This window comes from Piscibacillus salipiscarius JCM 13188, assembly GCF_001311865.1.
GTDB classification, from domain to species: Bacteria; Bacillota; Bacilli; order Bacillales; family Alkalibacillaceae; genus Piscibacillus; species Piscibacillus salipiscarius.
Genome location: NZ_BBCD01000038.1, coordinates 1 through 13,965, shown reverse-complemented (window position 1 = coordinate 13,965; position 13,965 = coordinate 1). Strand labels below are relative to the sequence as shown.

Genomic DNA, 13,965 nt, shown 5'->3' with positions numbered 1-13,965 from the left:
AATTACACTCAATATTCGTTTATTGAAAAGCTATTTTTCTTTTGTCCCATTCTCTTTTTATTATTTCTTTAATTTTTGTTTTCTACGATCTCGGCGTAGTAAAAATCCGCCTATAAAGCCAATTCCAATCACGACAAACAATAACCCTGCAAACAATTGCACAAATACATTTATATAGATGGAATCAATCATACCAAAAATGAATCTCTTATTAATTTGATTCCATAAACAGCTAATATTCCAGGAAATAAAAGCATTAAAAATGCAATAATTCTCATATTTTTACCCCATTTCTACACCTTTAAGTAGTATACCATGTTTTTTTTAAAAAAATGAAAATATCTTGCATTTGTAAAGCGCTTACATTATGATGGAAGTGTGCAAATTTTTGCAAGGTGTAGGTGGATGTAATGCAAAATGTTGTAATCGTAGGCGCAGGTAAAGGTGGAACCGCCATTTTAAAGCTTTTTCAACAAGTCGATATGTTGAATATAAATGCAGTAGCGGATGTAGATTCACAAGCACCTGGACTTAGAATGGCTGAACAACAAAATATTCTTACATATAACAATTATGAACATGCAATTAATGATTCTGTAGATATTATTGTTGAAGCTACTGGCAATCAACAAGTATTTGATCATTTATTTAACATTAAACCAGTTCATTGTGTATTAATACCCGGCACAATTGCTCACGTGATTTATCAACTATTAGATGAAAAAGAATCATTAGTTGACCAAATTAAAAGAGATACGTCAAAGCGAGAATTAATATTAAAACACCATTCACGACGGTATGATCGTCATAAACAACGATGAAGTGGTCACATTTGTAAATCGTGCAGCTAGTCAAATCCTGGATATTAATCAAAACGATATGATGAACCAAAGAATTTTGAACGTAATTCCGGATTCTAAACTACCAGATATCTTAATTTCAAAAAACGTGAAGTCAATCAACATTTGACTCTAGAAAATGGAAAGAAAGTGATTACGACACGAATTCCGTTAATTAGTGACTCTGGTGAGTTATTAGGTGCTTATGCGGTATTTAAGGACATTACTGAAGTTGTAAGCTTAGCGGAAGAAATTACAAATTTAAAGGATATACAGGTAATGTTAGAATCAATCATTCAATCCAGTGAAGAAGCCATTTCGGTAGTTGATGAAACGGGTCATGGTTTAATGATTAATCCTGCATATACAAAGATAACCGGTCTTTCTGAAAAAGAAGTCATTGGTAAACCTGCAACTGCTGATATATCTGAAGGTGAGAGTATGCACCTTAAAGTATTAGAAACAAGGCGTCCAGTTCGCGGAGCACGAATGAAAGTCGGCCCAAGTAAAAGAGATGTATTAGTTAATGTCGCTCCTATCATTGTGGATGGCAAACTTAAGGGAAGTGTCGGGGTTATTCACGACCTATCGGAAATTGAATCTTTAACTAGTGAGCTGAAAAGAGCCAGACAGATAATACGAAATTTAGAAGCTAAGTACACATTTCATGATATAGTGGCAAAATCTAACGATATGGTTCTAGCCTTAGAGCAAGCTAAAGTAGGTGCTAAATCACCGACTAGTGTGCTTTTACGGGGAGAGCCAGGAACAGGTAAAGAATTAATAGCCCATGCGATTCATAATGAAAGTGATCGCAAACACTTAAAGTTCATAAGAGTTAACTGTGCTTCTTATGATGAAGAAGTATTAGACAGGTTGTTATTTGGAGATGAATACGGTTCACCTGAACAGCGAATTGGTTATTTGGAAGAAGCTCATCGAGGAAGCATTTTCTTAGATGAGATTGGTGATCTGCCTCCGAAATTACAATCTAAAGTCTTAAGAGTTCTGGAAGACCAAACGATTATTCGAGTCAATGGCCACAACCCTATTTACGTAGACGTGCGAATCATCGCATCGACGAATGTTAATTTAGAAAAGGCAATTATGACAAATGAATTTAATGAAAAGCTCTACTATAGGTTAAATAAATTCCCGATTAATATTCCACCATTAAGAGAAAGGTTAGATGATGACTTAAAACCGCTAATTCATCACTTGCTAAGTCATCTAAATGAAAATTATGGTCGGAATGTTAAAGCAATTTCTGAAGATGCATTAGATAAGTTGAAAAAATATAATTATCCTGGCAATGTTAGAGAGCTTGAAAATATCATAGGCAGAGCCATCATCAGTATGGACTTAGGCGAGAGCACTATACAGGAGAAACACTTACCGCCACTAAGGAAAACATCTTTTGATGACCTAGATATTATGTATGAATCTAATGAAAATCAAGTTATCCCGCTGCAGGAGGCTTTAGATGAATTTGAAAAACAGCTAATACTAGAAACACTTGAAAAAAATAATTTTATTAAAGCAAAGACTGCAGATCAATTAAATATTTCAATAAGAAATTTATATTACAAAATGAAAAAATATAACATCGGAAAGGATTCTTAAAAAGACACCATGAAAACGAAAGAAATGTCACTAGATGGATTAGTTGAGCAGCTTTGTAATATGAGAGAAAAGAAGTTGTAGCTGTAGCAGAAGCGACTAATGTTGAAACATTAAGAGCTGTTAAGGATGGCGTAAATCGTGACCTTGCAAGTTTTAAGTTATTCGGAAATATTGAAAAGATCACAAACGCTGCAGATGAAATAGAATTAAATTTACAGAGTGAAAAAATTACTCTACACCATTCAACTTCGGTTGAAAATGCAGTCGATAAAGCTGTTCAATCAGTATCTGAAGAACGATCAGATATCTTAATGAAAGGGAATGTTGCAACGAAAATTGTGCTCAAGTCCGTATTAAAAAAGGGAACAGGATTAAGAAATGGACGAATCTTATCTCACGTTGCGATGTTCGAATTAAAAGAACGAGACCGATTATTGTTTTTAACGGATGCGGGTATGAATATCGCTCCAAACTTGGAAGAAAAAGTGCAAATTACTCAAAAACGCTGTAGATGTAGTTAACAGGTTAGGAATCAAACAGCCAAAGGTAGCACCTCTTGCAGCGGTCGAAATCGTCAACCCTGCTATGCAAGCCTCTGTTGATGCAGCTGTATTATCTCAGATGCAAAAACGAGGTCAAATTACAGGTTGTATTGTAGATGGGCCACTTGCATTTGATAATGCTATTTCCTTAGATTCTAAAGAGGAGAAAGGCATCCAATCAGAGGTAGCCGGAAACGCTGATATTCTGGTCTGTCCTTATATTGAAGTTGGAAATACACTTTATAAATCGTTCACTTATTTTGCTGGCGCAAAAGTTGCAGGTATTATAAGCGGGGCGAAAGCACCAATCGTGTTAACATCTCGTGCTGATTCAGCCGAGAGTAAAATATATTCATTAGCATTTGCTTTATTAACATCTTAAAAACTTTGAGGAGGAATACAGAAATGGATATTTTTAAATATTTAGAGGAAAGCGATTATGAACAGGTTGTATTTTGTCAGGACAAAAATTCGGGATTAAAAGCAATTATTGCGATACATGATACAACATTAGGCCCTGCTTTGGGTGGGACACGTATGTGGACATATGATTCAGAAGAGGAAGCTGTTATCGATGCATTACGTCTGTCTAAAGGAATGACCTATAAAAATGCAGCTGCTGGATTAAACCTTGGTGGCGGTAAAACAGTGATCATTGGTGATCCTAAGAAAGATAAAAACCCAGAAATGTTTAGAGCTTTTGGTCGTTATATCCAAGGGTTAAATGGTCGTTACATTACCGCTGAAGATGTTGGTACAACTGTACAAGATATGGATACGATCTATATGGAAACAGATTATGTTACCGGAATTTCGCCAGAATTTGGCTCATCAGGTAACCCATCTCCTGCAACTGCATATGGGGTTTACTTAGGAATGAAAGCAACAGCTAAAGAAGCATTCGGAAGCGATTCTTTAGAAGGTAAAGTAGTAGCCGTTCAAGGAGTTGGAAATGTAGCTTATCATATGTGTAAACATCTACATGAAGAAGGCGCTAAATTAATCGTAACGGATATTAATAAAGAAGCTGTAAAACGGGCAATGGAGGATTTCGGAGCTCATGCAGTAGATCCAGACGATATTTATGGCGTTGATTGTGACATTTATGCGCCTTGTGCTTTAGGAGCGACAATTAATGATGATACAATCCCTCAGTTAAAAGCTAAAGCCATTGCGGGTTCTGCCAATAACCAATTAGCTGAAGATCGTCACGGTCAAAAGTTACATGAATTAGGTATCGCTTATGCGCCAGATTATGTTATTAATTCAGGTGGAGTAATTAATGTAGCAGATGAGTTAAATGGTTATAACAAAGAACGCGCATATAAACAAATTGAAAAAATTTATGAAAGTTTAGATAAAATCTTTGAAATTTCTAAACGTGACAATATTCCTGCGCATCAAGCTGCGGATCGTATGGCAGAAGAAAGAATTGAAAGTGTGAGTAAATCACGCAGTACCTTTTTAAGAAATGAACACAATATCATTTCTAGAAGAAACGGTTAGTGTTGGAGGAGTTGCAGGTGGAAAGCATTCGAACACTTATAATCAATCCTGGTTCAACATCAACGAAAATTGGTGTTTTCGAAAGTGAAAAAAGTGTATTTATTAAAACAATCAGACATCAATTGAATGAATTTGAGCCATTTGAGCGTCTAATCGATCAATTCAAGTTTAGAAAACAAGTCATCTTAAATACTTTAGATGGAGAAGGTTTTAACCTTTCTAAATTCAAAGCTATATGTGCTAGAGGTGGCTTGTTAAGGCCTATTGAAGGCGGAACCTATAATGTCTCAGAGGATATGTTCATGATTTGAAGAATGGTTATAATGGCGAGCATGCATCGAATTTAGGTGGGTTAATAGCTTTTGATCTAGCCAGTGACCTAAATATTCCTGCTTATATAGTCGACCCTGTTGTCGTTGATGAAATGCTGCCTATAGCTAAGGTGACTGGGATTAAGGATATACAGAGAAAAAGTATATTTCATGCACTTAATCAAAAATCTGTGGCTCGAAAGGTTTGCGATAAGTTAAACAAGCCATATGAAAACTCAAAGCTCATTGTTTGCCATATGGGTGGAGGAATTACCATTGGTGTACACCATCATGGAAAAGTAATCGATGTTAATAATGGACTAGATGGTGATGGGCCTCATTCTCCAGAACGAGCAGGTACAATACCAGCGGGTCAATTAGTTGATTTATGTTTTTCGGGCAAATATCAAAAGCATCAAATACAAAAGATGTTAGTCGGTCAAGGTGGATTAGTTAATCATTTAGGAACGCATGATGCGATTGAAGTTGAAAAACGAATTAAAGATGGAGACGAGCAAGCAAAATTAGTGTATGAAGCTATGGCTTATCAGATCTCTAAAGAGATTGGTGCTTCCAGTGCTGTGTTAAAAGGGCAAGTAGACGCAATTGTGCTAACTGGAGGCCTCGCTTATGGAAACCAATTTATTGAAAAGATTATTCAAAATGTTGAATGGATTGCTGATGTAATGGTGTTACCAGGGGAAAATGAAATGGAAGCACTAGTAGAGGGCGCACTTAGAGTGCTTACAGGAAAAGAGCAAGCTAAGGAATATACCGTAGAAAAGAAAGGGGTATAGAGGTATGGCTTTAGAATATGATGTTGTCGTCCTAGGTGGCGGAACAGGAGGTTATGTAGCTGCTATTCGTGCAAGTCAACTTGGGCTTAAGGTAGCAGTTGTCGAGAAGGAAAAATGGGTGGAACTTGCCTACACAAAGGGTGCATCCCTTCCAAGTCATTACTACGTAGCGCGGAAGTATTTAAACAAACAAAAGAAGCTGAACAATACGGTGTTCTAACTGAAAATACATCTTTAGATTTTACAAAAGTACAACAACGTAAAAGCTCAATCGTCGACCAATTACATAAAGGTGTCGAAGGGTTAATGAAAAAAGGGAAAATAGATGTCTTTGAAGGGTTTGGCCGTATCTTGGGCCCTAGTATTTTCTCACCAACAGCTGGAACCATTTCAGTTGAACGTAACGATGGTGAGGAGAATACCATCATTATTCCTAAAAATGTATTAATTGCAACAGGATCAAAGCCGAAATCTTTACCTGGTTTAGAACTTGATGGTGAAATGGTACTGTCATCTGATCATGCTCTAAATTTAGATGAGCTTCCTAAATCCGTTGTGATTGTTGGTGGCGGCGTCATTGGAATCGAATGGGCATCTATGCTCAATGATTTTGGAGTTGAAGTCACTGTTTTAGAATACATGGAGCGTATTTTACCTACAGAAGACAAAGATATTTCAAAAGAAGTTAAAAGGTTATTAAAGAAAAAAGGGATTAAAATTGTCACTGGAGCTAAAGTTTTACCTGACACACTTGAAAAAAGTGAACAGGTTACGATTCAGGCAGAACATAAAGGTGAACAAAAGTCATTCGTAGCAGAAAAAATGCTTGTATCTGTTGGTCGTGCACCAAATGTTGATAACATTGGTCTAGAGAATACAGATATAATTGTTGAAAAAGGCTCAATCAATACGAATAAATACTATCAAACTAAAGAATCTCATATTTATGCGATAGGTGATGTCATTGGCGGTATGCAGCTAGCTCACGTTGCCTCACATGAAGGTATTGTTGCTGTAGAACATATGGCAAATGAGGATCCATTACCAATTAATTATGAACATATATCTACTTGTATCTACTCTAACCCTGAAGTTGCAAGTGTCGGGTTAACTGAAGATCAAGCGAAAGAGCAAGGATATGATGTTAAAGTTGGTAAGTTCCCGTTTCAAGCAATCGGGAAAGCATTAGTCTATGGAGAAAAGGATGGTTTTGTCAAGATTATTGCTGACAAGGAATCCGAGGATCTTTTAGGAGTGCACATGGTTGGTCCTCATGTTACAGACATGATTTCTGAAGCAGGTTTAGCTCAAGTTTTAGATGCGACACCTTGGGAAGTTGCACATACAGTGCATCCACACCCTACATTATCTGAGGTTATGGGTGAAGCAGCTCTAGCTGTTGAAGGAAAACAAATTCATGGATAAAAAGGGGAGGTTTTAAAATGGGAAAGAAGCGTCATGAAGAACTTGGATTAACGGATGAACAAGTACTGGATATGTATCGCACCATGTTACTCGCTAGAAAAATTGATGAACGTATGTGGTTATTAAACCGTGCTGGAAAAATTCCATTTGTAATTTCATGTCAAGGACAGGAAGCGGCGCAAGTTGGGGCATCGTTTGCTTTAGATCGTGATAAGGACTATACAGCACCTTATTATCGTGATATGGGTGTGGTGCTAGCATTTGGGATGACACCAAAAGAACTATTTTTATCTGGTTTTGCTAAAGCGGAAGACCCTAACTCAGGTGGTCGTCAAATGCCAGGGCACTTTGGGCAGAAGAAGAACCGTATTCTAACAGGATCATCCCCTGTTACAACCCAATTGCCACACGCAGTTGGTGTAGCTTTAGCAGGTAAAATGGAAAAGAAGGATTTCGCTTCATTTGTCACTTTAGGTGAAGGGTCTTCAAACCAAGGCGACTTCCATGAAGGACTAAACTTTGCAGGTGTTCATAAATTACCGGTTATTACAATGGTTGAAAATAACAAGTACGCGATTTCAGTACCTCTTGAGAGGCAAGTAGCATCAGAAACAGTTGCAGATCGTGCTAAAAGTTACGGGATGCCAGGCTACCAAGTGAATGGTAATGATCCATTAGAAGTTTATAAAGTGGTTAAAGAAGCAAGAGAAAGAGCCATTAACGGAGAAGGGCCAACACTAATTGAAGCCATTACTAACCGTCTAACTGCTCACTCGAGTGACGATGATCACACAGCATACCGTGATAAAGAAGAAATTGAAGAAATGAAGAAAAACGATTGTGTTCATATTTTCTCACAATATTTAAAAGATAATGATATTCTAACAGATGAAAAAGAACAAGAGCTTATAAAAGAACTAGATAAAGAAATAAATGAAGCTACAGATTATGCTGAAAATGCACCTTACGCTGAACCGGAAGATGCATTGAAGTATGTCTATGCTGATAAGGGAGGGGAATAAGCATGCCAGTTAAATCTTATATCCAAGCGGTCACTCAAGCGATGCGTGAAGAGATGGAACGTGATGACAAAGTATTTGTTTTAGGTGAAGACGTCGGTAAAAAAGGCGGAGTTTTCAAAGCAACAGAAGGTTTATACGATCAATTCGGTGAAGAACGTGTCATTGATACACCGTTAGCAGAGTCGGCTATTGCTGGTGTTGGTGTAGGAGCTGCTATGTACGGTATGAGACCGATTGCTGAGATGCAGTTTGCTGATTTTATTATGCCTGCTGTTAACCAAATCATCTCTGAAGCATCTAGAGTTCGTTATCGTTCTAATAACGATTGGAGTTGTCCTATTACGATACGTGCTCCATATGGTGGTGGAGTGCACGGAGCCCTTTATCACTCACAATCAGTTGAAGCAGTGTTTGCGAATCAACCTGGACTAAAGATCGTTATGCCTTCAAACCCTTATGATGCGAAAGGATTATTAAAAGCAGCAATTCGTGATGAAGACCCGGTTTTATTTTTCGAACATAAACGTGCGTATCGCTTATTAAAAGGTGAAGTTCCAGACGACGATTATGTATTACCAATCGGTAAAGCGGATGTAAAGCGCGAGGGTGATGATATTACAGTTATCACTTATGGTTTATGTGTCAATTTCGCTCTTCAAGCAGCAGAAAAATTAGAAGAAGAAGGTATTTCTGCACATATTTTAGATTTACGTACCGTATATCCGTTAGATCAAGAGGCGATTATTGAAGCGGCTAAGAAGACTGGTAAAGTGTTACTGGTTACCGAAGATAATAAAGAAGGAAGTATCATGAGTGAAGTGGCTGCGATCATCTCTGAGAATTGCTTATTTGATTTAGATTCTCCTATTCAAAGACTGGCAGGACCTGATGTTCCAGCAATGCCTTATGCTCCAACAATGGAGAAATTCTTCATGGTAAACCCTGATAAAGTAGAAGAAGCAATGCGTGATTTAGCAGAATTCTAAGGATAAGGAGGTTAAATAATGAGTGTAGAAAAAATTACAATGCCACAGCTAGGCGAGAGTGTTACTGAAGGTACAATCAGCTCTTGGTTAGTTGGTGTTGGCGATGAAGTCAATAAATATGACCCAATAGCAGAAGTCATGACAGATAAAGTAAATGCAGAAGTACCATCTTCTTTTACTGGTACGATTAAAGATTTAGTGGCTAACGAAGGTGACACCATTCAAGTCGGCGAATTAATTTGTTACATTGAGGTTGAAGGTGGTTCAAGTGAAAGTTCAGATGAATCACCAGAACAAACAGAAGAACCAGTAGAAGACCAATCAACTAATCAAGATCAATCAATGAAGAAACGTTATTCTCCAGCAGTGTTAAAATTAGCCCAAGAACACAGTATTGATCTAAATCAGGTTGAAGGTTCTGGCCGAGGTGGAAGAATTACTCGTAAAGATTTAGAGAAAATAATTGATTCTGGTAATATCCCTCAAAGCGGATCTCAAACTGATCAATCAAACACTCAAGATAAATCAACAGAGGCCATTCAGCAGCCTGCTCAGTCAAATAAACCAGCTGATGTTCCATCCGCTGAAGCTGGTGATATTGAGATTCCAGTATCAGGCGTACGTAAGGCTATTGCCCAAAATATGGTCAAGTCTAAGACTGAGATTCCTCATGCATGGATGATGGTTGAAGTGGATGTTACTAATTTAGTTAATTTACGTGATGAATTGAAAGAGGATTTCAAACGTAAAGAAGGGTTTTCTTTAACTTACTTTGCTTTCTTTGTAAAGGCTGTTGCACAAGCGCTTAAAGAATTTCCTGAGATCAATAGTTCATGGGCTGGAGATAAAATTATCCAGAAAAAAGACATTAATCTATCCATTGCGGTAGCTAATGAGAATCAGTTATTTGTCCCAGTAATTAAGAATGCGGATGAGAAGAGTATCAAAGGCATTGCAAAAGACATTGTCGATTTAGCTAATAAAGCGCGCCAAGGTAAATTAACAAATGATGATATGCAAGGCGGAACGTTTACAGTTAATAACACTGGTTCGTTTGGTTCCGTTCAATCTATGGGTGTAATTAATCACCCTCAAGCAGCGATCTTACAAGTGGAATCCATTGTGAAGAAGCCGGTTTATATGAATGGAATGTTTGCTGCACGTGATATGGTAAATTTATGCTTATCACTAGATCACAGAATTTTAGATGGACTCGTATGCGGAAATTTCTTGCAGCGAGTTAAAGAGATTTTAGAAAATATGTCGAAGGATAATACGTCAGTATATTAAGTTGAAAGGCTCGGGACAAATCCCGAGCCTTTTTTAGTTATTCCTTTATATCAAATTGAATTTTATGCAAGTTAGCAAATATGCCATCAGCAGATATTAGTTCCTCATATGTTCCTTGCTCTGCAATGCCATCATTTGTCACAACAATTACACGATCCGCACCTCGAATGGTAGCAAGTCTGTGTGCTATAACTAATGTTGTGCGGTTCTCAGCCAATTCATTTAGTGATTTCTGAATGACTTTCTCAGTCTGAGTGTCTAAAGCAGATGTCGCCTCATCTAAAATAAGAATTGGAGGATTTTTTAAAAACATCCTCGCAATCGCAAGCCTTTGTTTTGTCCACCTGAAAGCTTTAAACCGCGCTCTCCTATTTGTGTATCGTAGCCTTGAGGTAAGTTGGCAATAACATCATCTAGGTGAGCTTTTCTAGCTGCTTCACGAATTTCATGCTCAGTTGCATCTTGTTTACCGTATGCAATATTCTCACGCACTGTTCCGGTAAATAGAAAGACATCCTGTTGCACAATACCTATTTGCTGTCTTAGTGATTTTTGTCATACCTTTGATATCGATACCATCAATTGTGATGGAACCGTTGTTCACATCATAAAACCTTGGTATTAATGAACAAATAGTTGACTTTCCGGCACCAGATGGTCCAACAAACGCAACGGTTTCACCTGTGTGGATGTTCAGGTTAATATTTTCTAATACTGTTTTATATCTATCATAAGAGAAATCCACATTGTGAAATTTAATATCCCCTTTAAGGTTTTGAACACCCTTAGCTTGCGGAGCGTCTTCAATATCAGGCTCTTGTTCTACTAAGTTACGAAAAACGTTTAAAACCAGCCATTCCTTTAGGATATAACTCTAACAAGGCACTAATTTTATCGATAGGTTTGATTAAAACATTAGTAAATAAAACGAAAAGTACTAATTCTCCGTGGGTTAATTGTCCGTTAAAAACAAGCCAAGATCCGACGACTAACACGAGTAATGTCAGCAGTCTAGTCATCATATAAATACTAGAATGTGTCCATGCCATTACGCGGTAGGCACCGATTTTAGCTATACGAAACAATCCATTATCCTTGCGGAATCGATTAATCTCAAAGTCTTCATTTGTGAAAGATTGAACCACACGGACACCCGATACAGCGTCTTCAACCCGTGCGTTAACGTCAGCTATTCTCCCATACATATTACTCCAGGCTTTATTCATAGCAATGTTACAATAAGTTACGAGTGCAACTAAAAGCGGAACCATAACAAGTGCGATTAAGGCAAGAGTAGGATTAAAGTAAAACATAATGCTAAAGGCACCGAAGAATGTCATAATGGCAATAAAAGCATCCTCAGGTCCGTGGTGAGCTAATTCTCCTATATCAAACAGGTCATTCGTAATACGGCTCATAATATGGCCTGTTTTAGTGTTATCAAAAACGGAATGATTGACGCTGAACATGTGTAAAAAGCTCTTCACGCATATCGGTTTCTATATTGATCCCAAGCTTGTGACCTAGGTAACTAACGACAAACTGAAGAAAGGTGCTCAGTAAGTAAACTAGCAGTAGTATGATACTGACAGTTATGATTATATTCCAATCTTTATTTGGTCCTTTTAATAAATCATCGATAAACCACTGGACAGCGACTGGAAAGGCCAATTCTAGTATGGCGACGATGACAGCGCTTGTAAAATCAATTACGAATAGTTTTCTATGGGGTTTGTAGTATGAGAAAAATGTCTTAATCATGTTTTAATGTTTATCTCCTTATCCTAGAAAAATCTAACATATTATAACATTAGATAAATGGTTTGTCACAATGAACTTTTTGGTTCATACGGACATGAATATTTGCAATATAATTGAAAGGAATACATAATATTGATAGGATATTATTGAATACTTAAATATTTAGAAAAAGGAGCCATTCGGAATGGATTTTAACATTTATATGCAAGATTTCGTTAATCAAGCTCGTACTGAGATTAACGAAGCAGGATTCGAAAACCTAACAACACCTGAAGAGGTAGATGAAGCTTTTTCTCGCAAAGGTACAACGTTAGTAATGGTGAATTCAACATGTGGTTGTGCAGGGGGGCGTTGCTCGTCCAGCTGCTGCTAATGCCATTCATCATGATCATCGCCCAGATCATTTAGTTACGGTTTTCGCTGGACAAGATCGTGAAGCAACAGAGAAGGCGAGAGAATATTTCGAAGGATATCCACCTTCATCTCCATCGTTTGCACTTATTAAAGATGGTAAGATTCAAAAATGGTTGAGCGCCATGAAATTGAAAGCTCAACACCAATGGAAGTTGTTCAGCAATTACAAACATTATTTGATGAATACTGCGAAGAATATTAAGAAAAAGGTGGTTTACAGCCACCTTTTTCTTTTTCATAAGCGATATTATGCGTTATAGTGTTAGTAAAAAGAAATTAGAGAGGAACAATCATGTTTAAGATTGGTTCAAGAACGATTAAAACAGCTATTGGTGCTCCAATTTCTATCTTTATAGCACAACTATTAAACTTAGATAATTTTATCTCTGCAGCTATTTTAACTATTTTATGTATTAAAATAACTAGAAGAAGTTCTATATTAAACGCTTGGTATCGGTTTTATGCGTGTATAATTGGGCTTGCCGTATCCGCATTCATGTTTGAATTAATTGGTTACTTCCCGCTTACGGTTGGAATCGTATTATTAATATTCATTCCAATCACGGTTAAGTTAAAAATCACTGAAGGTGTCATTACCAGTTCTGTTATTATCCTTCATGTATATGGGGCAGGAGAAGTGACATTAGGTTTAATCATTAATGAGATTGTATTGCTACTTGTCGGCATAGGTGTGGCACTTGTATTAAATTTATACATGCCAAGTTTAGAATCTAATTTAGAAGAGGTTCAGAAAGATGTCGAGAAGAATTTTTCAGTCATATTAAAAGAAATTGCCCATTTTCTTAAAACGGGTGATCACTCTTGGACAGGGGCAGAACTTACAAAGGTATCACAATTATTAGATCAGGCAAGCGAACTTGCTTCTCGTGATGTTGAAAACCATTTATTAAGGAGCCATCATCCTTATTATCATTATTTTCATATGAGGCAAAAGCAATTTGAGATTTTAGAACGAATGTTACCATTAATTAGCCGAATTCATGCAACTGAGGATGAATATTACTATATCGGAGAGCTATTTGAAAATCTTTCAAAAATGTTCAACCACAGAACACAGCGATAAAATATTTAGAACAGTTAAGCAATATTAGAAAGCAATTTAATAAAGAAGAACTACCAAAAGACCGTCAAGGTTTTGAAGAAAGAGCTAATTTGTATTTACTTTTGAATGAAATTGAACAATACTTAATCCTAAAGCGTTCTTATAAAAAAAGCGATATATAATAAAAGCCTAGTAGACGTTGTGTAACTATTCCCCAATTAGTGGACTGGTTAAAAAAGTCCCTATAACTAGGACGCTTTATCAAGGAAGTAGTTCGTATATCGCAATGGAAATACACATCGCTTTCCACGGGTACGGCGTAGGCTTCCCAAAGTTCACTTGCGTTCACTTTGGATGATTGTCAGTTCGTGCTGTTCCCGTAGGAG

The 13,965-nt window shown here is 37.1% G+C and carries 7 protein-coding genes and 8 pseudogenes; 10 read left to right on the top strand and 5 right to left on the bottom strand.

Going from position 1 to position 13,965, the window contains the following annotated elements; genetic code table 11:
* Positions 1 to 60 precede the first annotated feature (60 nt).
* Positions 61 to 257: pseudogene (locus tag JCM13188_RS19900) on the bottom strand (DUF2627 family protein).
* A 153-nt stretch (positions 258 to 410) separates the two neighbouring features.
* On the opposite strand from JCM13188_RS19900, the pseudogene JCM13188_RS16745 reads away from it, so the two are divergent.
* The 8 genes and pseudogenes from JCM13188_RS16745 (at position 411) to JCM13188_RS16710 (ending at position 10,341) form a co-directional block, all read left to right on the top strand.
* Positions 411 to 2,462: pseudogene (locus JCM13188_RS16745) on the top strand (sigma-54 interaction domain-containing protein).
* A 24-nt stretch (positions 2,463 to 2,486) separates the two neighbouring features.
* Positions 2,487 to 3,386: pseudogene (locus tag JCM13188_RS16740) on the top strand (bifunctional enoyl-CoA hydratase/phosphate acetyltransferase).
* Positions 3,387 to 3,409: 23 nt separating this feature from the next.
* Positions 3,410 to 4,510 carry a Leu/Phe/Val dehydrogenase gene (locus JCM13188_RS16735; protein ID WP_054755008.1) on the top strand — a complete coding sequence of 367 codons (1,101 nt, stop codon included), beginning with the start codon at positions 3,410 to 3,412 and terminating at the stop codon, positions 4,508 to 4,510.
* Positions 4,511 to 4,521: 11 nt separating this feature from the next.
* A pseudogene (buk, locus tag JCM13188_RS16730) lies at positions 4,522 to 5,618 on the top strand (butyrate kinase).
* 4 nt (positions 5,619 to 5,622) lie between these two features.
* Positions 5,623 to 7,043: pseudogene (gene lpdA, locus JCM13188_RS16725) on the top strand (dihydrolipoyl dehydrogenase).
* 17 nt (positions 7,044 to 7,060) lie between these two features.
* Positions 7,061 to 8,065 carry a thiamine pyrophosphate-dependent dehydrogenase E1 component subunit alpha gene (locus JCM13188_RS16720; protein WP_054755007.1) on the top strand — a complete coding sequence of 335 codons (1,005 nt, stop codon included), beginning with the start codon at positions 7,061 to 7,063 and terminating at the stop codon, positions 8,063 to 8,065.
* 2 nt (positions 8,066 to 8,067) lie between these two features.
* The gene (locus JCM13188_RS16715) at positions 8,068 to 9,051 is read left to right on the top strand and encodes an alpha-ketoacid dehydrogenase subunit beta (RefSeq protein WP_054755006.1); all 984 of its coding nucleotides are present in this window, start codon (positions 8,068 to 8,070) and stop codon (positions 9,049 to 9,051) included.
* Positions 9,052 to 9,069: 18 nt separating this feature from the next.
* On the top strand, positions 9,070 to 10,341 hold the full coding sequence (locus JCM13188_RS16710) for a dihydrolipoamide acetyltransferase family protein (RefSeq protein WP_054755005.1): 1,272 nt from the start codon (positions 9,070 to 9,072) through the stop codon (positions 10,339 to 10,341).
* 37 nt (positions 10,342 to 10,378) lie between these two features.
* Here JCM13188_RS16710 and JCM13188_RS19895 read toward each other — a convergent pair whose 3' ends face one another.
* The 4 genes and pseudogenes from JCM13188_RS19895 to JCM13188_RS19880 form a co-directional block, all read right to left on the bottom strand.
* Positions 10,379 to 10,654, bottom strand: coding sequence for a P-loop NTPase family protein (locus tag JCM13188_RS19895; RefSeq protein WP_279402040.1), 276 nt, complete (start codon positions 10,652 to 10,654; stop codon positions 10,379 to 10,381).
* Positions 10,645 to 10,866, bottom strand: coding sequence for a hypothetical protein (locus JCM13188_RS21890; protein ID WP_279402039.1), 222 nt, complete (start codon positions 10,864 to 10,866; stop codon positions 10,645 to 10,647). The genes JCM13188_RS19895 and JCM13188_RS21890 overlap by 10 nt, the downstream gene beginning before the upstream one ends.
* Positions 10,826 to 11,086, bottom strand: a complete 261-nt coding sequence (locus tag JCM13188_RS21885) for an ATP-binding cassette domain-containing protein (RefSeq protein ID WP_279402038.1) — start codon at positions 11,084 to 11,086, stop codon at positions 10,826 to 10,828. The genes JCM13188_RS21890 and JCM13188_RS21885 overlap by 41 nt, the downstream gene beginning before the upstream one ends.
* Positions 11,087 to 11,171: 85 nt before the next feature.
* Positions 11,172 to 12,102 (bottom strand): annotated as a pseudogene (locus JCM13188_RS19880) (ABC transporter ATP-binding protein).
* A 184-nt stretch (positions 12,103 to 12,286) separates the two neighbouring features.
* Here JCM13188_RS19880 and JCM13188_RS21880 point away from each other — a divergent pair.
* Together JCM13188_RS21880 and JCM13188_RS16695 are read left to right on the top strand one after the other, a co-directional pair.
* Positions 12,287 to 12,718, top strand: a pseudogene (locus JCM13188_RS21880) (BrxA/BrxB family bacilliredoxin).
* Between the two features lie 90 nt (positions 12,719 to 12,808).
* Positions 12,809 to 13,761: pseudogene (locus JCM13188_RS16695) on the top strand (aromatic acid exporter family protein).
* Positions 13,762 to 13,965: the final 204 nt, after the last annotated feature.

Bases quoted from the DNA above. Each gene is read 5' to 3' on its own strand.
- JCM13188_RS16735 (WP_054755008.1), top strand. From the start codon at position 3,410: ATGGATATTTTTAAATATTTAGAGGAAAGCGATTATGAACAGGTTGTA.
- JCM13188_RS16720 (WP_054755007.1), top strand. From the start codon at position 7,061: ATGGGAAAGAAGCGTCATGAAGAACTTGGATTAACGGATGAACAAGTA.
- JCM13188_RS16715 (WP_054755006.1), top strand. From the start codon at position 8,068: ATGCCAGTTAAATCTTATATCCAAGCGGTCACTCAAGCGATGCGTGAA.
- JCM13188_RS16710 (WP_054755005.1), top strand. From the start codon at position 9,070: ATGAGTGTAGAAAAAATTACAATGCCACAGCTAGGCGAGAGTGTTACT.
- JCM13188_RS19895 (WP_279402040.1), bottom strand. From the start codon at position 10,654: ATGTTTTTAAAAAATCCTCCAATTCTTATTTTAGATGAGGCGACATCT.